This window comes from Cupriavidus sp. JZ107 (assembly GCF_053903255.1).
The window spans coordinates 1,587,340-1,610,524 of the sequence record NZ_CP096481.1 but is presented as its reverse complement, the minus strand read 5'-3'; the positions used below and the strand labels follow the sequence as shown (position 1 = coordinate 1,610,524).

The following is a 23,185-nucleotide window of genomic DNA, read 5'->3' as shown; positions in this document are numbered from 1 at the left end:
GTGGGTGCCTGGCCGTGGATCAGCGCAGCGCGCCGAACGGATCGGCGGAACCGGTACCGGCATTGGTGGCCGCCGGAGCGGCGGCCGGAGCGGCCGGAGCCGCCTGTTCGGCGGGCGCGGCCTTGGCGCGCGGCGCCGGACGCGCGACCGGACGCTTGCGCACCGGCGGCTTCTTTTCCTCGGGGAACAGCACCTGCTCGCCCAGCGTTTCGCGCAGCATCTTGGCCAGTACCTGCGCATCGGTGCGCACGTCCCCTGCCAGCGCGCTGTCGTCGCGCAGCTCCATCACCGAGCGGCGCGCTACGCGCAGGCCGCTGACGGCCAGGATGCTCTTGGCCTTGCGATCGTTGCTGTCGCGCTGCAGTGCCTCTTCGGCAGCGAGGATGGCCTGCGGATATTTCTCGTCGGCGTACTGGATCTGCGCGATCTGCGACCACGGCTCCTGGCGAGCGGGGTTCGCCTTCGCGATCTCTTCGTACAGGCTCACCGCCTGTTCACGCTGGCCACCCTTCAGGGCCGCGTCGGCCTGCGCCATGCTTTGCGTGAATGCCTCTTCCGATTGCGGACCCGAGGTGCTCCCTGTGGAGGCGCAACCGGAAAACAATGCGGCGGCACCAATGGCAATTGCAAAAGATCGTGAAAAGCGAAAAGGGATCATGGCTCTGACCGTCGCGTGGCTTTGTTGTTGACGTATTGTTCAATGCCTTCTCCGCGCTGGATAAAACAAAGCGGAGTAATTGATTGGTAAGCGATATTGGCCCAATCGGCGCGCAATAGTACACTCTGCGCGTCGCCGCTGACAACCATACCGAGGGTAGGTTCCAGACAGTGAATTAAATGAAACTGAACTCTGGTTTTCGCGCGGCAATGCATCGTTGTGCAAGCCATTACATAACACCGCCGCCAGACGTCAGGGTCGCCCGCCATATAGCACAGGCCAATAAGAAGAATCCGATTTGTATGACTTTTTTACAATTCTTTATAAAACCCCGGATAGCTCTGGCCGGGCTGGCCGTCGTCACGCTGGCGTCATGCTCCGTTGGTACGCAAGTCCTGGCCGGCGCAGCCGGTGGAGCGCTGGAAGCGTTGGGAATCAAGCCTACCAACGTACCGGATGCGCAAAAGCCGCCGCGGCAGGTACCATTGCGGCTTTATGCCGGCAATAACCTGAATGCGGCCAATGACAACCGCGCCGCGGCATTGGTGGTACGGGTTTACACCTTAAAGGAATCGACCGCCTTTATGCAGGCGCCCTTCGACGCCTTTGTCGATCCGGCGCGGGAAAAACAGGTGCTCGGTTCCGAATTGGTCAACGTTCGCGAAATCACGCTGATTCCGGGTCAGCGTTATGACGTGATGGAAAAAGTCTCGCGCGAAGCGGGTGCGATCGGCGTGGTCGCCTTGTTCCGCAGTCCGGCGCCGCAGCGCTGGAAATTCGCCTTCGATGCAGCAAAGGGAGAGAAGTCCGGTATCACGATCGGCCTGCATGCCTGCGCGATGACGCTGACCGCGGGCGAGCCGCTGACGCCCAGCGATGGCGTGCCGCGGTCCTCGCTGAACCTGCTGTCGCCGACCAGTTGCCGGGCGTGAGAGCGCAGCCATGATGGCATCCATTGCCCGCGGCCGCGCCGATCGGGACAAGAAAGACAACAAGGCTATACAAGGCTAATTGTGAGCGATTCCGCCAAGATCCTCTGGGGCGAAGGTCTATTCCTTCGCCCGCAGCATTTCCAGCAGCAGGACGCCTATCACGAGGCGCGGCTGCACGCCACCGCGCAGGCGATCCAACCCTACGCCTGGGGGGTGCGCCACGCCCGCTTCGATACCGACGCACTCGCCAGCGGCATTCTGCGCATCAGCGAACTGTCGCTGTTCTTTCCCGACGGCGAATGGTATTGCGCGCCGCAATCGGACGAGCTGCCGGCGCCGCTTGCCCTGGCCAATCTGCCGGCCGGCGTTTCGGAATCGACGTTCCATCTCGCGCTCTATCCGCTGCGCGATTTCGGCGGCAACTACCGCGAAGCCAGCGAAGGCTCGCCCTCTTCCCGCTTCGTCGGCCACCAGCGCGACACCGCCGATCTGTTTACCGAAGCAGAACCGGCATCGATCACCTATCTGAAGAAGGCGGTCAAGCTGGTCGCCGATTCGGAACCGCGCGACCAATATATTTCGCTGCCGATCGTCCGCGTGCGCCGCACGGCCACCGGCGGTTTCGAACTGGACGAGAATTTTGTCGCGCCAAGCCTGGCCATCAACGCATCGGCCGTGCTGTATCAACGGCTGCGCCGACTGCTCGATGCGCTGCAGGCCAAGGTCAATGCGCTGTACGGCTTCCATCGCGAGCCGACCAAGAACATCATCGAATTCCGCTCCGGCGATATCGCGTCGTTCTGGCTGCTGCATACGGCCAATGCCTCGTTCGCCGCGCTGTCGCACCTGTATCACCATCCCGAAGTCCATCCCGAACGGCTGTTCCAGGAATTGCTGCGCCTCGCCGGCGCGTTGATGACCTTCTCCAAGTCGTACTCGCTGGCCGACCTGCCGGTCTACGACCACGGCAATCCGGGCAAGGTCTTCGCGCAACTGGACACGATGGTGCGCGAGCTGCTCGATACCGTCATTTCCACGCGCTATTTCGCGATTGCGCTCGACGAATCGCGGCCATCCTTCCATCTGGGCCGCCTGGATTCCGGCAAGATCGACGACAAGACCCGCTTCTACCTGTCCGTATCGGCCGACATGCCGACCGTCGAACTCGTCGATGCGATTCCCGCGCGCTTCAAGGTCGGTGCGCCCGACGACGTCGACAAGCTGGTGCTGTCGTCGATGCCCGGCGTACCGCTGACCTATACGCCGCAGGTGCCGCCGGCCATCCCGGTGCGCCCCGGCGCCTGCTATTTCGCCGTCGAGGCGCGCGGGCCGTTGTACGAACGCATGCTGCAGGCGGGCACGATCACCATCTATACGCCGGCCGGTATCCGGGAACTTCAACTTGAACTGATCGCGGTGACCTCATGAGCTCCACTTCGATGCCCTCGCTGTTTGGCGACGCCCCCGCCGGCGCGGCCAGCACCTTTGCCGATTCGGGCGACGCCTCGCGCCACGCGCGCACGCTGCTCGATCTGCTGTACGACGGCTTCTTCATGCTGTTCCTGCTGCGCAATGGCCAGCCGCCCGACAGCGCCGAGAACTTCCTTGCCAAGGTACGCGGGTTTCTCGACGAGTTCGACCGTGGCGCCAAACGCCTCAACGTGTCGGCCGACGATGTCTTCGACGCCAAATACGCGTTCTGCGCGGCGATCGACGAGACCATCCTCGCCTCGGACTTTGCGATCCGTGCCGATTGGGAACGTCGCCCGCTGCAACTGGTGCTGTTCGGCGAGCAACTCGCCGGCGAGACCTTCTTCACCAAGCTCGAGGCCCTGCGCGCGCAGGGCGCCCCGCGCCTGCAGGCGCTGGAAGTCTTTCACATGTGCCTGCTGCTGGGATTCCGCGGCAAATACATCCTCGAAGGACCGGAGAAGCTGTCCTACCTGACGGCTCGGCTCGGCGACGAGATCGCCGCGATCAAGGGCAAGCGCGCGCCGTTCGCCCCACACTGGCCGCTACCCGACAAGATCGCGCACACGCTCAAGCGCGAGACGCCGCTATGGATCTTCGGCGCCGTGTTCGCGCTGATCGCGCTGCTGGGATTCCTCGGCCTGTCGTCGGTGCTGAACAAGCAGACCAACGATGCGATGCAGGAGTACTCGCAGGTGATCAAGCTCGGTCCGCGCTTCTCGCATCTGACGATTTCCCTGCCGTAAGGCCGACGTCCATCGATCATCGGACGGCCCTGCCCTGACAGCGCCCCAACGCCGGACGCCAACCACCACTTCGCCAAGGTTGCCATGATGCCCACCACGTCGCTGCCGTCGGCCGTACTTGCCACGCTGCTCGGCCAGGGCACGAGGCAGATCGCGCTCGACACCCCGCTTCGCGAAGCAAACCTCATCGTGGAGCGCTTTACCGCGATCGAGGCGGTCTCGCGGCCCTTCGCCATCGAGATCGACTGCCTGTCGCCGTCGGCGCATCTCGATACGGTCGAGCTGGCGCGCCAGGAGATCACGCTGCGGCTGATGCTGGCCGATGGCCGCTATCGCGCCTGGCACGGCTTCGTCGTCGATTGCGCGGCAATGGGCGGCGACGGCGGCCTGGCCCGTTACCGGCTCACCGTGGCGCCGTGGCTCGAGCGCCTGCGCGGCCGCGTCGACTGCTACGTCTATCAGGACAAGAACGCCCAGGAGATCGTCGAGGAAGTCTTCCGCGACTATCCGGCCGCCAACTTCCAGTTCACCGTCTCACAGCCGCTGCGGCGCCGCTCGATCTGCGCCCAGTACCGCGAGAGCGATTTCGACTTCGTGCAGCGGCTGCTGGCCGAGGAAGGCCTGTCCTACCGCTTCGAGCACCTGCAGGGCGAAGACGACAAACCGGAAGGCAGCCGGGCTCGCCATCGTCTGGTGGTGTTCGACAACGATGCCGAACGCCCGCCCTGCCCCCAAGCGAGCATCCGCTTCCATCGTGCCGACATGACCGAGGAATCGGACACGATGACGGTCTGGTCCACGCGGCACAGCGTCGGGCCCAATGCCGTCACCGTCTCGTCCTGGGACTACAAGACGCTGACCGCCGCCTCGGCGCAGGCCAATGCCGCGGCGGTGCCTGGCGAGTGGCCCACGCTGGAATCGTTCGACGCGCTGGGGCCCTATCGCTATCCCGATGCGGCGACCGCCGACCGTGCGGCACAACTGCGCATGCAGGCCGAGGAAAGCGGCTTTGTCCGCTTCGACGGCGCCGGTACCGTGCGTCAGTTGGGCGCCGGTCAGCGCTTTGCCCTGACCGAACATTTCGCAGCTGACGGCGACGAGTTCGTCGCGCTGTCGGTGCGCCACGAGGCGGCCAACAACCTCGGCGCCGATGTCGCCAAGCTGCTCGGCACCACCGACATCGAGGCTGGCGGCTATCGCAACACGCTCGAAGCGGTGCGGGCCGATGCCCCGATCGTGCCGCGCTTCCGCGCCAAGCCGACCGCCCCGGAAGGCCAGACCGCGATCGTCATTGCCGAGGGCGAGACGCCCCTTCACACCGATCGCGATCATCGCGTGCGCGTTCGCTTTCCGTGGCTGCGGGCCCCTGCCCCGGCTGACCAAACCGGCCAGGCGGGCCAAGCCGCGGCCTTCACCGATCCCGGCTCTGATGACCTGACCCAGGTCACCGCCTGGGTCCGCGTCGCCGGCGCCATGGCGGGCCCCAACTGGGGCACGCACCACCTGCCGCGCGTCGGCACCGAACTGCTGCTGACCTTCCTCGACGGCGACATCGACCGGCCGCTGGCCGCGATGCAGCTGCACAACGAGCAGGACACCCCGCCCTGGGCCAACGACGACAAGCCGCTCGCTGCGATGCTGTCCGGCTGGCATACCCGCGGCCTGGGCGGCGATGGTTATAACCAGTGGGTCGTCGACGACTTCAAGGGCCGGCTGCGCATGCGGCTGGCCAGCTCCGCGGCGCAGACCCAATTGAATCTGGGCTATCTGGTCGCTCAGGACCCGCAGGATGCGCAGCGCGGACCGTGGCGGGGCACCGGGGCTGAGCTGCGCAGCGATGCGTGGGCGGTGGTGCGCGCCGGCCAAGGCCTACTGCTATCGACCACCGCTCGTCCGCGCGCCACCGGCACCGTGATGGGCATGCCCGAGGCGATCGCGCTGCTCAAGGGCGCGCAACGCACCGCCGACCGCCTGTCGACCGCCGCGCAGACGCAGACCGCCCTGTCCCTGGCTGCTAACGAGCTGTTCGAACCACTGCTGACGATGGTCGAGCCTGAGCAGGACGGGCACTACGCCGACACTGTCAACGGCCAGGACGCCAAGCAGCCGGACGGCAAGCCGGTTGAGCGATTTGCCGAGCCGCTGTTGGTGGCGGAGGCGCCAACTTCCATCGCGGTCGCCAGTCAGGAAACCACTGCGGTCTATTCGGGCCGACACCTGCACGGCACCGTGCAATCGGACTGGCAGCTGACCGCCGGCAAGACCATCGCGATGGCAGCGGCCCAAGGCGTGTCGCTGTTCGTGCAGCGTAATGGCTTGAAGGCCGTTGCCGCTAACGGACCGCTGTCGGTGCAGGCGCATGGCGGCGCGATGTCGATTTTGGCGGACAAGGAAGTGGTGGTGACTTCGTCGAATGAGGCGGTCGAACTGTTGGCACAGCAGAAAGTCGTGCTGCATGGCGCTGAGTCTCGTATCGTGCTTGATGGCGGCACGATTACGTTCGAAACGCCGGGGATATTTGAGGTCAAGGGAGCGGGTCACCCATTTTCTGCGGGCGCTTCCAACGCGGCGGAGATACCCGCACTGCCGTTTGGCGCAGTGACATCGACAAACGCCCTGGAGCTGTATTACCGCTACGACGATATGAAGCCGGTTGTGGGCGCCCCTTACCGGATAGCCTTCGCTGACGGCACGACACTGAGCGGCAATCTAGATGAGCAAGGATACGCGCGCATCGATAATCCGCCGGCATCCGGCACGGTGTTTTTTGGCTACGACTCCCGAGAGCCGTTTAGCGTCGATGATCGCGCCCCCAATACCTTGAAGGGCTTCGCCCCGGCATCCCCGGAGGATGCCAAGGCTGCACTGGATCGCTACATCGCCCAAGAAAAGGAATATCTGGAGGATAACTACTTCCCTGACGAGATTGCGGCGATGGACGAAGGCTTGGACGAATTCGAAGACATGATTAACGACTACGAATACGAGGGCGAAGTGGAAACTCCGGTAATGGACGAAGACAGCAGTGATGACCACAAGGAAATCATGCTCGGGGAAGCCAGCGCTGAAGAAGGTGCCGCATGAGCAGCGCCATTCAGCGGGCCCAGCAAGATACCCTCGGTGAGATTCTGACCTGGGTGGGCGAAGTCGTCGAAGGTCGCGGCGATTCCATTGCACAAATGATCGTCACCACAGTGCTCGGTTGCATCCCGTTTGTTGGACAAGCCGTCGATGCGTACAACATCCTGCGATGCATTTGGCTCCTCACCCGCAATGCACGCAGCACGGACAACTGGATCGAACTGGTACTCAGCCTTATCGCGCTTGTCCCCGGAATTGGCGACGCCTTGAAGAATGTGTTCAAGGCTCTGCGTAACGGCAAAGCAATGGGGCGTATCCTCGACTCGCTGCCCCGCTCTGTGCGAGGCAATATCGAGAACTGGTTTCGCAATCTGAACTGGGCTTCCTACACCCGGGAATTGACACGCAATGTCGACGACATTCTCAGCGGACTCATCAATGTCCTTGACCGCCACGTAGTTGAATGGGTGATGGGACGCGACGGCGTCCGCCGGTTGGTCGCCCAGCTCAATTCTTTGAAGCGAATGGCGGCGCAGAAAATCAATGAGGCAATGGACACGCTGCGTCGGGCACACCAGCAGGCGATGATGCAGCCGCTTCCGAGCACCACGGCTCACGTTCCAGCCGCTCCGCGTGCGCCCCGCAATCCCACGCCACAATCTCGCGCTCCAGCTACGGTAAAGACGACAACGTCTGGCACGGCTGCACCGCGAGCTGGGCAGGCGACGGCAACGCAGCGGCAAAGCCAGCGAGCAAAGCAGTCGCGTTCATACACTGGCGTCTCTGGTGAACACATCTCGGATTATTACTATGTAAAGCGGCAGAGATCTCGCGCCAAAGTTAGCAATAGCGGTGTCTTGTACGAAATGACACAGCCGGGACACCGTGGCATTGACCATGTGTGGCATTCGGAAAGGCTTCCGTTCAAATACCGTATTAGCGATACCAAGGGAACGACCGCTGGCTTTCACGGTAAGCTGGAAACGGCCGAATCAGTCTGGGCTGGATTGAGATATGGCTTGGATGCATATCTCGGCGAGGACAAGACAACCAGAGTCCGAAACGCCGTCGGCAACACGGTAGGAGACGGTAGACAACTAAGCCATCGTTGGATTGCCAGAAAGATTTCCAGCGCTCGTATCTCTGCTGCACATTCGAGGGCGCTAGTAGCATCGATTCAGGAATGGGAAAGGGCTGGCTTCAAGATCTCGGCGCAAACGACGTTCGAAGATGGTGAGATAAGTCGGACGTTGGCCAGATGTCCCTATGACCGAAGCCTCATTACGGTCGTCGGCCCAAACCATAACAAGCACAAAACAGCGACAGGAGCAGTGAGTCCCCGGTGTTGTAAGGCAACCACATCACATCAGATCGCAACCGAGTTCGTGTTGCCTACCACACTGCTTGCCGAGTGAATATCGATTATGAATAGCAATCAGCCCGACTGGAAGCGTTGGTTCCAATGGAAAGCGTCAGAAGGCGACTTTGCGGGGCGTCGCGAACCCCTGATGCGATATGAAACCTATGAGTTTCAATTTAAAAATCATTTAGGCGGATTGGCTTCCGTCACCATTGATCTTCCGAAATATATCGCGAAGTCCAAACCTGACGGGCTGATGACTTCGACGCGGCGGCGTCTTTGGGACATCCTGGACTGGATGAGTCTGTTGTACTCTTCAGGGGCCCCTGTTTCACACATCGCAGATGCATGGCCACACGCCATTCGTTGGGCAGAAGAGTACGGTCAGTTCCACGCGGACTACCACGCCTCTCCCGATGCAGACAACTACGTCACACCACACGCGACGCTACGCGACGAGGAATACTGGATAGTCGCCCTTCGCATGGTTTGCTTCGGTATTCTCAGCGGATTCGGGCGCGACATGCCGCGCGTCATGGCCTTCCTCGACTATGGCAATGAGGACATGGGTGTACGCGATGGACTGATTGAACGATTGGTCGCCCCCTTCGTTGCCGACCGTGGCCCTCCGCCAAGCGAAGCGACTCGTCATCTTCCATACCGCAAACTATTCAAGGTCTTCGATGCTTCGCCGAGCGAACGCCCTGCTCTAATGGCGAAGTATCTCAACGAGTGGTATCACGCCAGCCGCAGAGAACCTTATGTCGATCAGCATGGTGAAGCAGACGTATCGTTCTACGGCTATTGGTCTTGGGAGGCCGCTGCAACTACAGTCGTGCTTGATATCGATGATTCCAGCTATCGTGATATGTCGTTCTACCCCAGAGACTGGGTGGACTACGCACGAAGTGAAAACGCTGGACCACCTTCCGATATTGCACGGAAATCCTTTGCCGCTGGAGATACGGTTCCGAGGACGGGATGGTGGTTCACGCCAGCATTGTCGAGGTCGCGCCGTCACTTTCAACAAGGCGACACGTTTCCCAATATCGAAGGCTCTCAGTACGGCACGACATTCTGGCAGTGGGATGTCGATCAATCCGACCCGAAACTGTAAGCATCAGCACGTCAGCGCGTATCAGGCCGCAGAGCTTGCTGACGGTCCGTAGCACCATGCACACATTCGTCGCCAGGGACTTTTGCAAGCATGGGACTACGGAATTTGTCGACAACCGCTTGTGCTTGCGCGGCAGTGCCTGTCGAAGCAAAGGCATTACGTATGCAGTTTAACGATAAGCGGCGTCAGCAGTTCTCGAGCGAAGAAGGTTATCAATCTGCTTGCAAGGACCTCACCGAAGTCATCGAACTGCTTGAAGCTGCACCAGCCGGCTCGGGAAGGAACGAAGCGGAAGGTTGGTTGATTTTCTACCGCATGGCCGCCCAGCACATCTTCGACAAGCTAACGTTACGGTACACCGCTGGAGAGGCGATCGATCCGCTCCGTCAAGAACTGGAGCACGTAGTGGCTGCATACGAGCGCGCCACAAAACAATTACGAAAGTATGAGCGTGATCCTAATGCCATCGGTTTTGATATTGGCTCGTTCGATGGATACTGCCCATGTATTGGGCTAATCAGCCTTTGGACTTTGTCATCGAGGAGTTCCTTGCCTACGCGCCATTAGACCGCTACGAGTGCGATGTTCTGCTCGCCACAAAACCTTTCGCAACACTGGCCGACGCGATGTCGACGGACGACAATGTCGCGGCACTCAAGGAACTACAAAAGTTCCTGAAGCGATGGTACAAAGATCTAGCCGCTGCGCCATGGCACGACACGCACAAGTCTTCGAGCCAGGCCGGCTACTACGGCTACTGGTCCTTCGAAGCAGGCGCTGCTGTTTTACTGCTTGGCATCGAGGACGACACAAGCCTGCACTCCTTCCTCTACTACCCGAAGGATCTGGTTGCTTGGGCAAAGGCAAACATAGGGCTACAAGACAGTGGTGAAACCACAGCCTTGCGATGCGGTGCGGACCAGGGTCGCAGTGCTGGCCGGCGGGCTCAGATGACCCCCGTCAGGATCCAGCCTGTCAGGATGCTCCCGCAGGCGCTTTTCGGAGCAATGGAAATAATGGTGTTCAATGAGACAGATATATGAATGCCAATCATCCTGACTGGAAGCGTTGGTTTCAATGGAAGGCGTCAGACGACGACTTTGCGAGACGTCGCGAACCATTGATGCGATTTGAAACCTATAAGTTTCAATTTAAGAATCATTTGGACGGGATGGCTTCTGTCACCATTGACCTTCCGAAGCATATCGCGAAGTCCAAGCCTAGCGGTCTAATGACTTCGACCCGACGACCTATCGCTCGTGCCGGGCGCTCCGTATAAGCTGGTTTTTGACGATGGCACCGTACTCGATGGCACGCTCGACGACAACGGCTTTGCGCGCATTGAAAACGTCCCCAACAGCCCAGCCAGGGTCTATTACGGTGAAGACCCGCGGCCTTTCCAACTGGAGGCAACACTCCCTCCAAATACGCTGAAGGTGGGCTCGGAAACCAACGAGGAAGCGTTGGCAAACATCGAACGCTATTTGGCGGAAGCCGATGAGTTCTGGGAGTCTCGGGCGACAGCGGAACAAAAGGAATATCTGGCTCTCCTTAACGACTCTCCGATGAGGACCCGGGAGAAAACCTGTGGAACTACCTCGACGCACAGCAGCAGAAAGAACTCGAAGGTGAATTGCGGGGAGATAAAAAAGCATGAGCGGTACCGCTACGCTTCCGAGGATGGGGAGAGCCGCCCCGCCCTCCAAACGACGGGGCTGGTTCCAGTCGCTTGCCGACGAAGCTGTCAGCTTCTTCAAGGGCGACAACAATGCACCTTGGGCCATTCTGGCCGAGACGGTGATCGGCTTCGTACCCGTGGTCGGACAAGTTGTCGACGCGCGGGACATCATCAAAGGTCTGGTGGAAGTATCCGGCGCTCCCGCCTCTCCAGCTGCCTGGTTCAACTTGATTACCGCGCTCATCGGCGTCATTCCGGGCGGCGGCGACGCAGTGAAGCGCAGTCTGCGCGCAGTCAAGAGTGGAACTGCCAGCATTGACAGCCTGCTTGATGTCATCCGCAGATTCGGCAAGGGCGACCCAGAGAAATTCCTTCGTGAAATGCTGGACCCGAGCAAGCTTCAGAAGTTGCTCGACGACATGCTGGGCAATCCTGCGCTGAAGCGTCGGCTGGGACCGGATGCGCAACGACGCCTCGACAGCATTCGCCAGAACTTGCGCCAACAGTTCGATGCATTCAAGCGCGAAGTCGATGGCTGGTTAAAACAAGGACGCAAAACGTCGGCAGAAGCAGCCCCCGCAGCTCGCCGTCGTCAGGATCCCGTGCCCGCCAAGCCGCAGACCAAGGCGGATGCCGGCACAAAGAGCCGTGCCGACGCCAACGACCGGGCCAATACCAATCAATCGAAGTCATCGGAACTCGCACGTCGGACGCTAGGGCAACTTCAGCAGAAGGCGCTCGGCGTCCTGGGCGAACACATGGCGGACTATCATTGCCAGGAGATCAAGCGTTGGGGAAAGCAGGCCCAGCATGACGGGGGCCACCGAAATCCTGCGAAGCTGAACGATGATAGCGAACTGGTTCAATTGTGGCCGCTGCGTGTTCGTGGCAGAGGGATCGATGCAGTTTGGGAGTCCAGTGGCACCAAGCCATATGCCATTGTGGAGGCGAAGGCAGCTATGATGCCACGAAGCGGCTTCCGTCACTGATAAGAGACTTGAGGGACAAAATCGGAACAGACGCATCCCCTTCAAACCGCGGTGGAGGCAAACGAGGAGGTGCCCGAAATCATGGCAGCCAAACGCCCAAGCCATATGATCCCTCACGCATGCCAATGAGTCACGGCTGGATCAAGTTGAGACTCGGAGCCGCGGTAAAAGACGAGCGACTCGTCCAAAAGATAAGATATACCGGTTACAGTCGTCATGTACTCTTCTTCTCCGTGCCACATGGGGTCGCACACTCCGAAGCTCTATTACGTCATATAGCTAACGGAGCTGTCCGACATCAGGAACACGCGGCGCATCCCGTTACGCAGGAATGGTTGGATCATGACTTGAATAGGTTGAGCGAAAGCCGACGTATGCGCTCAACCGGTGGACCGGAACGATAAGTATATTGCTATGGACTTTCATCTGAAGCGGCGACAGCAGTTTTTAACGGAAGAGAACTACGTGGCAAGTGGCGCCGCGATGCGTGACGGCATCCAGCTTTTTGATAGCCACCCAGCCGGCGTTGGTGATACAGAAGAAGAGCGTTGGTTAATGGCTCGTAGCTTCGTCGCGGACGACCGATTCAACTTGCTTTGTCTTCGTTATACCGCCGGCGAGCCCATCATCGAATTGCGTGGCGAACTCGAGTCCGTCATATGTGCGATCGAACAATTCGCTGCCTTGGAGCGCGACTATTATCAGGAGCCTGATCGCTCACCCTTCGTCTTTACATCGATAGACGACTACTCACGGCTTCTTCAGCTTATCGGTCTGTGCTATTTGCTGCATCGTCGAGATTTGCTACCCCGCATTGCTGACCTGTCTGATTACTTTCGTGGCCAAGACGCTGTCTACGAAGACCTTCTCGGCTTCTCAATCACAGGTCGGCCTGATGTCGACGAGTGGTTCTGGGACAAGCCGTACGGCGACCTTATCAAGGCGTTCTACAAAGACAACGAAGCGCAGCGCCTTGACTTGTTGCATCGGTTTTTAAAACGTTGGTACAAGGACTTGGCGGGCACCGGTTGGCACGACGCTCATAAGCCCGATAGCCAAGGAAGAACCGGGGGGTACTACGGCTATTGGTCCTTCGAAGCGGGCGCAGCCGTACTGCTTCTCGGGATCGAGGACGACAGCAGTTTGCACTCGTTCTTGTACTACCCGAAAGACATGGTTGCCTGGGCCAAAGCAAACGTAAGGCTGCAAGAGAACACAAATACATCGTCAGCCGCCGCGATGCGATGCGAGCCAAGTCAACCATGTCCACGCGGTGGCTATTGGCTAAGCCCGGCCAAAGCGAACTCGCGTCGCTACTTCAGTGCAGGAGAAATCATGCCCGACGTGTCATCGGACTATGGCACAGTCATCTGGCAGTGGGATGTTGATCAATCCGACCCGAGATTGTAGGTATCAGCACATCAGCGGAAGCGTATTACACCGTAAAGCTTGTTGTTGCGCTCCCGTAGCACCATGCCACAATTGTTGCTGCGACACATTCGCCGCAGGGGCCTTCGGCAAGCATGGGACCATAGAACCTGTCGACAACGCTTGGTGCTTGTCGAACTGCGCTTGCACGCCAAGACATTTCGTATGAATTTTAACGATAAGCGGCGTCAGCAGTTCTTGCGCGAGAGGAGCTATCAAGCCGCTTGCAAGGACCTCTCCGAAGTCATCGAACTGCTTGAAGCTGCACCAGCCGGCTCTGGACGAAACGAAGCGGAAGGTTGGTTGGTTTCCTACCGCGTGACCGCCCAGCACATCTTCGACAAGCTAACGCTGCGGTACACCGCTGGAGAGGCAATCGATCCGCTCCGTCAAGAACTGGAGCACGTAGTGGCTGCATACGAGCGCGCCACAAAACAATTACGAAAGTATGAGCGTGATCCTAATGCCATCGGTTTTGATATTGGCTCGTTCGATGGATACTGCCCATGTATTGGGCTAATCAGCCTTTGCTACCTACTCCATCGCCGAGACTTGCTTCCCCGTATTGCGGAGATGCTCGACGGGCCGGACAAGGTAAACGCCGGCATGGACTTTGTCATCGAGGAGTTCCTTGCCTACGCGCCATTAGACCGCTACGAGTGTGATGTTCTGCTCGCCACAAAACCTTTCGCAACACTGGCCGACGCGATGTCGACGGACGACAATGTCGCGGCACTCAAGGAACTACAAAAGTTCCTGAAGCGATGGTACAAAGATCTAGCCGCTGCGCCATGGCACGACACGCACAAGTCTTCGAGCCAGGCCGGCTACCACGGCTACTGGTCCTTCGAAGCAGGCGCGGCTGTTTTACTGCTTGGCATCGAGGACGACACAAGCCTGCACTCCTTCCTCTACTACCCGAAGGATATGGTTGCTTGGGCAAAGGCAAACATGGGACTACAACAGAGCGGAGGCACCTCGACAGGCGCAATGCGATGCGAACCAGGCGAGCCGTGCCCGCGTGCTGGTTACTGGATGACCCCCGCTAAAGCGAACTCTCGTCGCTATTTCGGTGCTGGCGAGATCATGCCGGATATTCAATCTGACTATGGCGCCGCCATCTGGCAGTGGGATGTCGACCAAGGCGACCCGAAACTGTAGGTCTCGGCTCGCCACCGGTTAGTAAAGCTTGCTGAGGGCTGTCCGTAGCACCATGCCGCCATTCTTGCCGCGACACAGTCGCCGCGAGAGCTTTTGGCCACCATGGAACGACGGACCATGACGCCCGATCCCTTGAAGGACACCACGTGACTACGCCACTGTACGCTCAGGAGATCTATCTGCTGGAACGCTATAGTTCGCCTGAGTATTTCGACAGCATGCGGCGCGCCTGGGAAGCCATGTTGATTCATGTCGAAGACTGCTTGGCGCGTTTCATGACGCAGCCGCCTCCCGACTATCGCAATCGCCCTCTCCCCATGCAGCCGGACGTGGTTTGGGGCCAGCGTGTGCTCCCAAATTTTCGCCGAACCTCCCTAGTCCTGGATGCCGGCTTTATCAAGCTCACTCACGGGGACGCGTCCGGACTGTTTGCTGCTGCCGGCATCAATGGCGACGTACGAGGACAAAGGGATTTTTTCTCCGATTGGTTCGATGAGGTGGACCCAGATGCAGGGGGGCTGTATCACGAGCTGCTCTACAAGGCCGATATGTATGCGTCAAACATCAGTGCTACGGTAGAAGCGGGGTGGCCGCAAACTGTACTTTCCACAGATTATTCGGCTCGCCATCAAGGTCCACTTGACGCGCCTGCAGAATGGCCGAAGTATGGACTGGACGCCACACAAAGAGTCCGGACTGGTGAGCCCGTTAAGGAGTCTGGCATCTACCTTCCAGATATCGATTATTCTTGTGCACAGTTCTTGGTGGCCGGTAAACCGGCGCCCCCCGCATTGGTTGGATTCGATGGCCAACAGTATGTGTCAGCGAATCTGGCTATCTGGACGCGTGTGCGGCGAATCCGAGGCGAACGCGTCACCGATGCCTCGCATGTCTATTGCCAAGGGCAGACACAAGAAAAGCCGGCGACGCGTGCATGAGCGGTACCGCTACGCTTCCGAGAATGGGGACAGCCGCCCGCGCTCCAAACGACGAGGCTGGTTCCAGTCGCTTGCCGACGAAGCTGTCAGCTTCTTCAAAGGCGACAACAATGCGCCTTGGGCCATTCGAAGTTAGGACCCGACGGAATCGTTGGCTTCGCTATTGCGCGATCTAAGGGACAAGGGCGGCAAAGATTCTGCCCCGGCGGGTAAGGGCTCTGGCAATAGAAAGGCACCGCGACCACGGCCGGAGCACCGTCAGCAAAAGCCAACAGCCGGCAAGGCCACGTCGGCGCGGTTCGGAATCGATAGACGCAAAAACATGACTTTTCAGCAAGCACGTCGGCAGAAATTCCTTAGCGAGGCGACCTTTCAGCGGGAAATGGACGAAATCCCAAAATCGATCGCCTTGCATTCGAGCAAGCCATCCGGGGCCACACGCTCCGAAGCGGAAGGATGGGCACTGTCCTACCACGCGATCGCGAACGCGACGTATGAAAGGCTCTCTATCAGATATACAGCTGGCGACCCCATTGAGTGCCTGCACAGCGATCTGGAGGCAGTCCTTACGGCCTATGAGGAATTTGCCGAGGCCGACCGCGCGTTGCACGAAGACCCTGACCGGCCCGCTTTTATTTTTACGTCGGCCGACGACTATAGCCGTGTCATGCAGCTCATCGGCCTTTGTTATCTTTTGCATCGGCGGAACCTGCTGCCGCGAGTGTCTGCCCTTTGCGACGGCTTCCGCGGAGAAGATGCAGTCTATGAAGAACTTCTATCCTTCGCTCTTCCTGATCGGCCCGATGTCGACGAATGGTTCTGGGATATTCCGTATGGCGATCTGGTGAGGGCGCTCCATTCGGAATCCCACGACGAAGAGCTTTCTGTTCTCACGTCCTTCTTGAAACGCTGGTATAAGGGGCTCTCGGGAACTGCGTGGCACGACACACACAAATCTGTAACCCAAGCCGGCTACTACGGCTACTGGTCCTTCGAGGCAGGCGCTGCTGTTTTACTCCTTGGCATCGAGGACGACACAAGCTTGCACTCCTTCCCCTACTACCCGAAGGATCTGGTTGCTTGGGCAAAGGCCAACATCGGGTTACAAGACAGTGGGTGACACCACGGCCTTGCGATGCGGTGCGGACCAGGGTCGCAGTGCTGGCGGGCGGGCTATCGGATGACCCCCGTCAGGATCCAGCCTGTCAGGATGCTCCCGCAGGCGCTTTTCGGAGCAATGGAAATAATGGTGTTCAATGAGACAGATATATGAATGCCAATCATCCTGACTGGAAGCGTTGGTTTCAATGGAAGGCGTCAGACGACGACTTTGCGAGACGTCGCGAACCATTGATGCGATTTGAAACCTATAAGTTTCAATTTAAGAATCATTTGGACGGGATGGCTTCTGTCACCATTGACCTTCCGAAGCATATCGCGAAGTCCAAGCCTAGCGGGCTGATGACTTCGACCCGACGGCGCCTTTGGGACATCCTGGACTGGATGAGTCTGTTGTACTCTTCAGGGGCGCCTGTTTCGCACATTGCAGAAGCATGGCCACACGCCATTCGTTGGGCGGAAGAATACGGTCAGTTCCACGCGGATTACCATGCCTCTCCCGATGCAGACAACTACGTCACACCACACGCAACGCTACGGGACGAGGAATACTGGATAGTCGCCCTTCGCATGGTTTGCTTCGGCATTCTCAGCGGATTCGGCCGCGACATGCCGCGCGTCATGGCCTTCCTCGACTATGGCAATGAGGACATGGGCGTACGCGATGGACTGATTGAACGATTGGTCGCACCCTTCGTTGCAGACCGTGGCCCTCCGCCAAGCGAAGCGACTCGTCATCTTCCATACCGCAAACTATTCAAGGCTTTCGATGCTAGCCCCGGCGAGCGACCTGCTTTGATGGCGACATATCTGAACGAGTGGTGTCACGCCAGCCGCAGAGAACCTTATGTCGATCAGCATGGCGAGGCAGACGTATCGTTCTACGGCTATTGGTCCTGGGAGGCCGCTGCGACCACAGTCGTGCTCGATATCGATGATTCCAGCTATCGTGATATGGCGTTCTACCCTGGAGACTGGGTGGACTATGCACGCAGTGAGAGCGCTGGACCACCTTCCGATATCGTGCAGGAACCGTTTGCCGCCAGAGAAAACGTACCGAGGGCTGGATGATGGCTCACGCCAGCATTGTCGCGATCGCGCCGCCATGCCAACAGGGGGAGACGTTTTCCGATGTCGAGGATTCCCAGACGGCGCGACATTCTGGCAGTGGGATGTCGATCAACCCGACCCGGAACGGTGGGCATCAGCCCGTCAGCACGTATCACACCGTAGAGCTTGCTGAACACTATCTTTAGCACCATGCCGTCTGCGGCGGAAGAAGGTGATGGTGATATGACCACAACAACCGAACTGTTTACCAGCGAAGAGCTTGAGTAGTTCATCTCCCTGCTGGAAGAGTGGCCCAACTCTCAGTATGGCGATGACGCCTCGATGCTCAGCGTTAGTCCGTTTGTGACGTTCTACTTTTCATACGACCCCGAACGCCACCTTGACGCATCGCTGACCATGATCGACACGCTGGAGGCCTTTGAGGCGCTATCCGGCAGCCCGTTCACAATCGCAACTCACCCGGATTCAGAGCGCCCGCATCCTTACGGTTCCAAGAGACTTGGCAATCTTCGCGACTGGGCAAAGAAGAAGAGAGCCGATGATGACTTCCTCTTCAAACTGACCGATGAACCCAATCACCGAAGCTCGCCCGCAACAGCGGCCTATTGCTGCCGGGCGGCCTGGTGGCCAGGTCTACGGAACGGCTACTCTTACATACAGTTCTACTATCGCTGGCAGTGGTGGCTGGACAATCGCGAAGCATGGCAACGCTTTGTGTTGAAAACAATCGACGCACTCAACGCAGATCAGGTCTATAGCGGCTTCACCGTAGCCAATCCTCTGGAATTAGGCAGTCGGTCTGAAGCCAATGTCTGGGAGCGCGCGCTTGCCGAACACTTTCTCGGACTCGACATCGACTACCCCTTTGCCATGAAACATCTTGCCGATGGGCTGCCATTCGGCATCCGCCCTCCCACCTGGGGATTTTTTCTATCGGACAACTGGCGCACACGACTTGCTTGCACAAGAGACGAGCTTCGAGACCGCCTGCGGCACGCCGACATCCATATGATCGACTGCGACAGCGGCATTTGGATCGAGCTTGGCTCGAAACCGGATCTGTACCCCGTGAGGAGCGGCGTACCTGAACTGCCATCTATCCTGAACCGCGTGCTGAAGCCGATTCGCCACCAGAGGCTCGACCTTACCGGATTCGGTCAGTGGGATGGAGACCCTAACGAGCGATTTAATGTGACCGACACACGAAGATGGTTGAGCCGGTTCGATGAAACCGGTGACTGGCCCTGCGCCGATGCTCGACAGCGGCTCCAGCGGACATTCGACCGTCGTCCACCTTCAACCCCTTGAGAAACGCCATGTCCAGCGGACGACGGCCGCTTTCCGGGAAGGCAGGAACCATATGAAGTTTGTCGAACAACGCCGGCAACCGTTCTTGAGTGAAAGCAACTACCGCATGGAGCTCGAAGGCCTCCTTGCATCCATAGATTTGTTTTCAATACAACCATCTGGCGTTGGCAGGAATCTACAGGAAAGGTGGTTGGCGTCTGCTGAGACCATCGCGTCGAAATACTTCGAACTATGCCTGCTGAAATATACAGCTGGAGATGACATTTCAGCACTGCGCTCGAACCTTGACCAAATCGTCTCGGCGTACGAGGACTTGGCTCAACAGAATCGGAACTTTCACGCGGAACCCGACCGTCCGGTGTTCTCATTCGCGTCCCTGGACGACTATTGCCGGCTCCTGCAGCTTATTGGCCTGTGCTACTTATTACATCGGCGCGATCTATTGCCCCGCATTGCCAAGCTTTGCGACGCATTGAAGGGCGAGGATGCCATCTATGAGGACCTGCTGGCCTTTTCCCTCAGTGACCGCGTCGACGTTGATCAATGGTTTTGGGACAAGCCCTACGGCGACTTGATCAAAGCATTTTACAAAGACATCGAAGCAGAGCGCATTGCATGCTTGCGGACATTCTTGAAGCGTTGGTACAAAGACCTTTCCAGCACCGGATGGCACGATGCTCACAAGCCCGATAGCGAAGGAAGAACTGGGGGCTACTTCGGCTACTGGTCCTTCGAAGCAGGCGCAGCCGTTTTGCTGCTTGGCATCGAGGACGACACAAGCCTGCACCCCTTCCTCTACTACCCGAAGGATATTGTTGCTTGGGCCAAAGCGAATATGGAACTTGGAAATGACCTGGATGCCTCAGCAACCGGCATACGGTCTGGTGCCGACCAATCGTGCTGATCGGCCACGATAGCGTCTCGCCATAGGCCGGCTGAGATGTCTCACGACCCGTGGCAGAGCTGCGACCAGAGGATCATTGCATCGGAACGGATGGAGACAAACATCGTACCGCCCCCGGATCGGACGGCCAGAGAAGGCGCAGAAGATGAGTACGACCCATGGAGTTTTTACCCCGGAACAACTTTCCGACTTTGTCCAGAACCTGCAGGAGTGGCCGGCGACCGCCTGGGGTAGTACTGACTACGAGCTTGGAGTTTCCCCTTTCACAACCTTCTACTTTTCGTACGAGTCGACACGGTCAACCGAGACCGCACAATTGCTCGTTGATATCCACGAAGAGTTCGAGGCATTGACAGGGGTGAAATACGAAACGTGCACACGCCCCCGGCACGAGCCGCCCACACCCATACGGATCAAAGCGTCTACCCGAGCTGCGCCAGTTCGCCAAAGAGGTCAAAGCCGACAAGCATTTTTCCTTTGATGTTTCAGACAGCAAGAATACCGCGTCCTCCCCTGTCGTCGGCGGCTACTTCTGGCGCAATCCGGCGTACATAAACGATGCCGATGACACCGACCGCAGATGCTACTCGCACATTCAGCTGTACCACGCCTGGCAGTGGTGGCTGGACAACAGTGCAGCATGGCGCCGTTTCTTGTTTTCGGCGATCGACCGATTGAAACCTCAGCAGGTCTATAGTGGGTTCGCGATGGCCAATCCCCCTGCTTTCGGAACGCGATCCGAAGTTTCGGTGTGGGATAGAAGCTTGGCGATGCACTTCTATGGCCTGGACACCGACTACCCCTTCAGCATGGGGTTCGGGCTTACCAAGGGCATACGTACACCAACGTGGGGATTCTTTCTCTCGGATAGTTGGCGCAAGAAACTTCACTGTTCCCGAGAGCAGGTGCGCTCGCAGCTACGGCATCCCAGGATCACCATCACGGACTTTGAAAATGGACAATGGATAGAGCTGGGTGACACTCCACAGCTATATCCGGTGAGTGAAGGCATTCCGGAGTTACCCGTGCGTCTGAACGAACTGCTTCGACCCATTCGGAACAACGATCTCGATTTGGTCGGCAGCGGCGAGTGGGATGGCGACCCAAACGTTCGCTTCACCCAATGCGATTCTCGGAGGTGGTTGGGGCGCTTCGATGAGGAAAGCGATTGGCCGAGCGCGGAAGCACACATGCGGCCAGGCGCTCCATCTGACGACAATCAATGACTGAAGCAAAGCTGACACCGTACGACATCCCACGCAACCTTGATCAGGACGCGTGGTATCTCTACCAGATTACGGCAATTTCGCACTACGAATTGTGTGCCCGGCTATGCGAGGAATTTGCGGAGATCTTCAATACCTACCTAACGGGTCATGGACTCCACGGGGCAGCTCGCCTCGATTACTGGGTCTCGCGCTACCTAACGCATGCTGAAAACATTAGACGTGGCATAGGATTTATCAAGAACGGCGGTGATTACATACCGATGGTTGACATCCTCAATGCTCCCGCAACCGATTATCGCGGCCTCGTGGAACAGCCGCTAGGGTGGATGAGCGATGAACAGCGCAAGCAGTGGGACCATGTGTTTGGACGACTTAGCTACGCATGTGGCATCGGTAGCACCGCCTTACGGAACAACCTTACTAAAGGGATCCATTGGTTAAATCGCCGGTCCATTGGTAAAGATCAAGTCTACCTTGACCGGGATGATAGCAATGCGGGAGACGCGGCCACTGCGATTCAGTCCGCTGAGAAATACGGAGTCATTTCGGCGCCCAGCTCCTTTCCAATGCATCCGGTCGACGTTGGTCAGAGCGTGTGCCCTGGTGAGCGCTGCCCCCGTACAGGCGTATGGGTACCTAAACAATGGTTGGACGGTGCCACAGATCTTAGTCTTGCGTTCGGTGTTGAAGGCCGCCCCATGCAACCAGCATATCGAATAAAGGGGCTCGAGCTTAATAACCCTTTCATTGGATACGATGAAGAGATGGCAGCGGAGTATGAAGCCATAGCAACCGGTTCGCCGGTTACGGAGGCAGTAGACACCACTTGGTATTTTGTTTGGGATCCCATGCACAAGACGGATCCGGTTGACAATCTGCGTTTGCGCCGGGAAGCCGGGCGGTAAAATTGAGACTCCTTGCCGTTTCCGCCCTTACATTTGCCTTGACTCTTTGCCCGGGAGGGGTACTTTCCGCCCAAGCCTCTGCAGGCTCCGCAGTGTCGCAAGGACCCACACGGGAAAGCGCTGAATCAAGCCTCACGCTGTTCTACAAGCCTGGACGGACGAAAGCGCAGATCGACGTCTCCGTCAACGAATCGGTCATCACGCGGATCCAACCAGGCGAGACCATCAAGCTGCTTCCCTCCTCCGGTCCTCTCACCGTCCACCTGGCCGCGTTACCACTGCGCGGCGAGGGCTCGGCGCCCACGCTCGCATGGCGAACAGAAATCGAAGAAGGCAAGAGCAAGCATGTGGTCGTACAGGTGAGCAACACAGGCATCAGCCTGCTTGAACGACGACGTTATGTGCGAGCACGTCCGTTCGCCAAGACCTTTGCTCTCGATGGGGAGGACAACAGTTGGGTCGACGTATCGCCGCCCCCACCCAATTCACTGCGTCGAAACGATGAGGCGCCCCGACACAAGATTCAGTGGTCGTCGCCAAGATCATGGCCTGTGCGTGTCCTCTTCATCCCCGGCGATGCACTCTACGAGTTCGACAAGAAGGGAAACGTCACACGCATGGACGGGCGGCAACCGTCTACGCCCCTGTCGATAAAGCAGGAGCAACGCGGCAACAAACCTGCCTGGTCGAATGGCAATGTCTTCCATTTGGTCAGCGGCAACGCCGTCTTCGACGACAAGGTCGAGAGCGCACGAACATTCGTCCTGACAAAAGGGGGACGGGTCTGTCCAGCCATGGTTATCGCGGAAGCGTATAGGCTTCTACACGAGCTCCCGTCTCCCATTTTCAGCGGAGCATGCGAACAGGCCGTCCAATGGCGGCAATCGGGCACGCCCGTGTGGGCATATCAGTCAGACGCGAACAGCTGCGAGCCGCCCGGGTTGCTATGGAGCGTCCAGTATTTTCGCGATCCCGTGCGACCGCTCGCGGATTCCGAAGGCAAGTGCGTGTATGGATGCTCCGCGGAACTTATCCAGTCCGACCATCCTGCGACAAACCAAAAACAATGATTTGATAGCAGCTCCGCCACA

At 58.6% G+C, this 23,185-nt stretch carries 20 protein-coding genes; 19 read left to right on the top strand and 1 reads right to left on the bottom strand.

All coding sequences use genetic code 11. The features are described from left to right. Window positions 1-19: 19 nt before the first annotated feature. Window positions 20-658, bottom strand: a complete 639-nt coding sequence (locus tag M1D55_RS16700; RefSeq protein ID WP_064573452.1) for an outer membrane protein assembly factor BamD — start codon at window positions 656-658, stop codon at window positions 20-22. Window positions 659-960: 302 nt separating this feature from the next. Between M1D55_RS16700 and tssJ the strand changes: the two genes are divergently transcribed. The 19 genes from tssJ (at window position 961) to M1D55_RS16605 (ending at window position 23,164) form a co-directional block, all read left to right on the top strand. Next, window positions 961-1,590 (top strand): type VI secretion system lipoprotein TssJ, encoded by a 630-nt coding sequence (gene tssJ, locus M1D55_RS16695; RefSeq protein WP_064573450.1) that lies wholly within the window; start codon window positions 961-963, stop codon window positions 1,588-1,590. A gap of 81 nt (window positions 1,591-1,671) precedes the next feature. Beyond that, window positions 1,672-3,018, top strand: coding sequence for a type VI secretion system baseplate subunit TssK (gene tssK / locus M1D55_RS16690; protein ID WP_006578249.1), 1,347 nt, complete (start codon window positions 1,672-1,674; stop codon window positions 3,016-3,018). Next, window positions 3,015-3,806, top strand: coding sequence for a type IVB secretion system protein IcmH/DotU (gene icmH, locus M1D55_RS16685; protein ID WP_456282655.1), 792 nt, complete (start codon window positions 3,015-3,017; stop codon window positions 3,804-3,806). Before tssK ends, icmH begins: the two co-directional genes overlap by 4 nt. Before the next feature lie 84 nt (window positions 3,807-3,890). After that, window positions 3,891-6,890: a type VI secretion system Vgr family protein gene (locus M1D55_RS16680; protein ID WP_456282654.1), complete on the top strand. Its 3,000-nt coding sequence runs from the start codon at window positions 3,891-3,893 to the stop codon at window positions 6,888-6,890. Then, window positions 6,887-8,302 carry a hypothetical protein gene (locus tag M1D55_RS16675; protein WP_456282653.1) on the top strand — a complete coding sequence of 472 codons (1,416 nt, stop codon included), beginning with the start codon at window positions 6,887-6,889 and terminating at the stop codon, window positions 8,300-8,302. The genes M1D55_RS16680 and M1D55_RS16675 overlap by 4 nt, the downstream gene beginning before the upstream one ends. A gap of 9 nt (window positions 8,303-8,311) precedes the next feature. Continuing rightward, window positions 8,312-9,364 carry a PoNe immunity protein domain-containing protein gene (locus M1D55_RS16670; protein WP_082928280.1) on the top strand — a complete coding sequence of 351 codons (1,053 nt, stop codon included), beginning with the start codon at window positions 8,312-8,314 and terminating at the stop codon, window positions 9,362-9,364. Between the two features lie 162 nt (window positions 9,365-9,526). Next, the gene (locus tag M1D55_RS16665; RefSeq protein WP_456282652.1) at window positions 9,527-9,931 is read left to right on the top strand and encodes a hypothetical protein; all 405 of its coding nucleotides are present in this window, start codon (window positions 9,527-9,529) and stop codon (window positions 9,929-9,931) included. Beyond that, window positions 9,868-10,407, top strand: a complete 540-nt coding sequence (locus M1D55_RS16660; RefSeq protein WP_456282651.1) for a PoNe immunity protein domain-containing protein — start codon at window positions 9,868-9,870, stop codon at window positions 10,405-10,407. Before M1D55_RS16665 ends, M1D55_RS16660 begins: the two co-directional genes overlap by 64 nt. A 610-nt stretch (window positions 10,408-11,017) precedes the next feature. Next, the gene (locus M1D55_RS16655) at window positions 11,018-12,031 is read left to right on the top strand and encodes a hypothetical protein (RefSeq protein WP_456282650.1); all 1,014 of its coding nucleotides are present in this window, start codon (window positions 11,018-11,020) and stop codon (window positions 12,029-12,031) included. 414 nt (window positions 12,032-12,445) lie between these two features. After that, entirely contained in the window at window positions 12,446-13,441 is a 996-nt protein-coding gene (locus M1D55_RS16650) for a PoNe immunity protein domain-containing protein (protein WP_456282649.1), read from the top strand. A 144-nt stretch (window positions 13,442-13,585) separates the two neighbouring features. Further along, entirely contained in the window at window positions 13,586-14,620 is a 1,035-nt protein-coding gene (locus M1D55_RS16645) for a PoNe immunity protein domain-containing protein (RefSeq protein WP_456282722.1), read from the top strand. Between the two features lie 146 nt (window positions 14,621-14,766). Beyond that, window positions 14,767-15,558: a hypothetical protein gene (locus tag M1D55_RS16640; RefSeq protein WP_456282648.1), complete on the top strand. Its 792-nt coding sequence runs from the start codon at window positions 14,767-14,769 to the stop codon at window positions 15,556-15,558. 322 nt (window positions 15,559-15,880) lie between these two features. Beyond that, window positions 15,881-16,678, top strand: a complete 798-nt coding sequence (locus M1D55_RS16635) for a PoNe immunity protein domain-containing protein (protein ID WP_456282647.1) — start codon at window positions 15,881-15,883, stop codon at window positions 16,676-16,678. A 149-nt stretch (window positions 16,679-16,827) separates the two neighbouring features. Further along, window positions 16,828-17,748: a PoNe immunity protein domain-containing protein gene (locus tag M1D55_RS16630; protein WP_456282646.1), complete on the top strand. Its 921-nt coding sequence runs from the start codon at window positions 16,828-16,830 to the stop codon at window positions 17,746-17,748. A 396-nt stretch (window positions 17,749-18,144) separates the two neighbouring features. Next, on the top strand, window positions 18,145-19,056 hold the full coding sequence (locus M1D55_RS16625; protein ID WP_456282645.1) for a type VI immunity family protein: 912 nt from the start codon (window positions 18,145-18,147) through the stop codon (window positions 19,054-19,056). 52 nt (window positions 19,057-19,108) lie between these two features. After that, complete coding sequence (locus M1D55_RS16620; protein ID WP_456282644.1) at window positions 19,109-19,960, top strand: PoNe immunity protein domain-containing protein; 852 nt, start codon at window positions 19,109-19,111, stop codon at window positions 19,958-19,960. Window positions 19,961-20,391: 431 nt separating this feature from the next. Then, window positions 20,392-21,186, top strand: coding sequence for a type VI immunity family protein (locus M1D55_RS16615; protein ID WP_197498293.1), 795 nt, complete (start codon window positions 20,392-20,394; stop codon window positions 21,184-21,186). Next, a complete protein-coding gene (locus tag M1D55_RS16610; RefSeq protein ID WP_082928276.1) occupies window positions 21,183-22,094 on the top strand; it encodes a hypothetical protein in 912 nt (303 codons plus the stop codon). The genes M1D55_RS16615 and M1D55_RS16610 overlap by 4 nt, the downstream gene beginning before the upstream one ends. Before the next feature lie 92 nt (window positions 22,095-22,186). Continuing rightward, a complete protein-coding gene (locus tag M1D55_RS16605; protein ID WP_456282643.1) occupies window positions 22,187-23,164 on the top strand; it encodes a hypothetical protein in 978 nt (325 codons plus the stop codon). Window positions 23,165-23,185 lie beyond the last annotated feature (21 nt).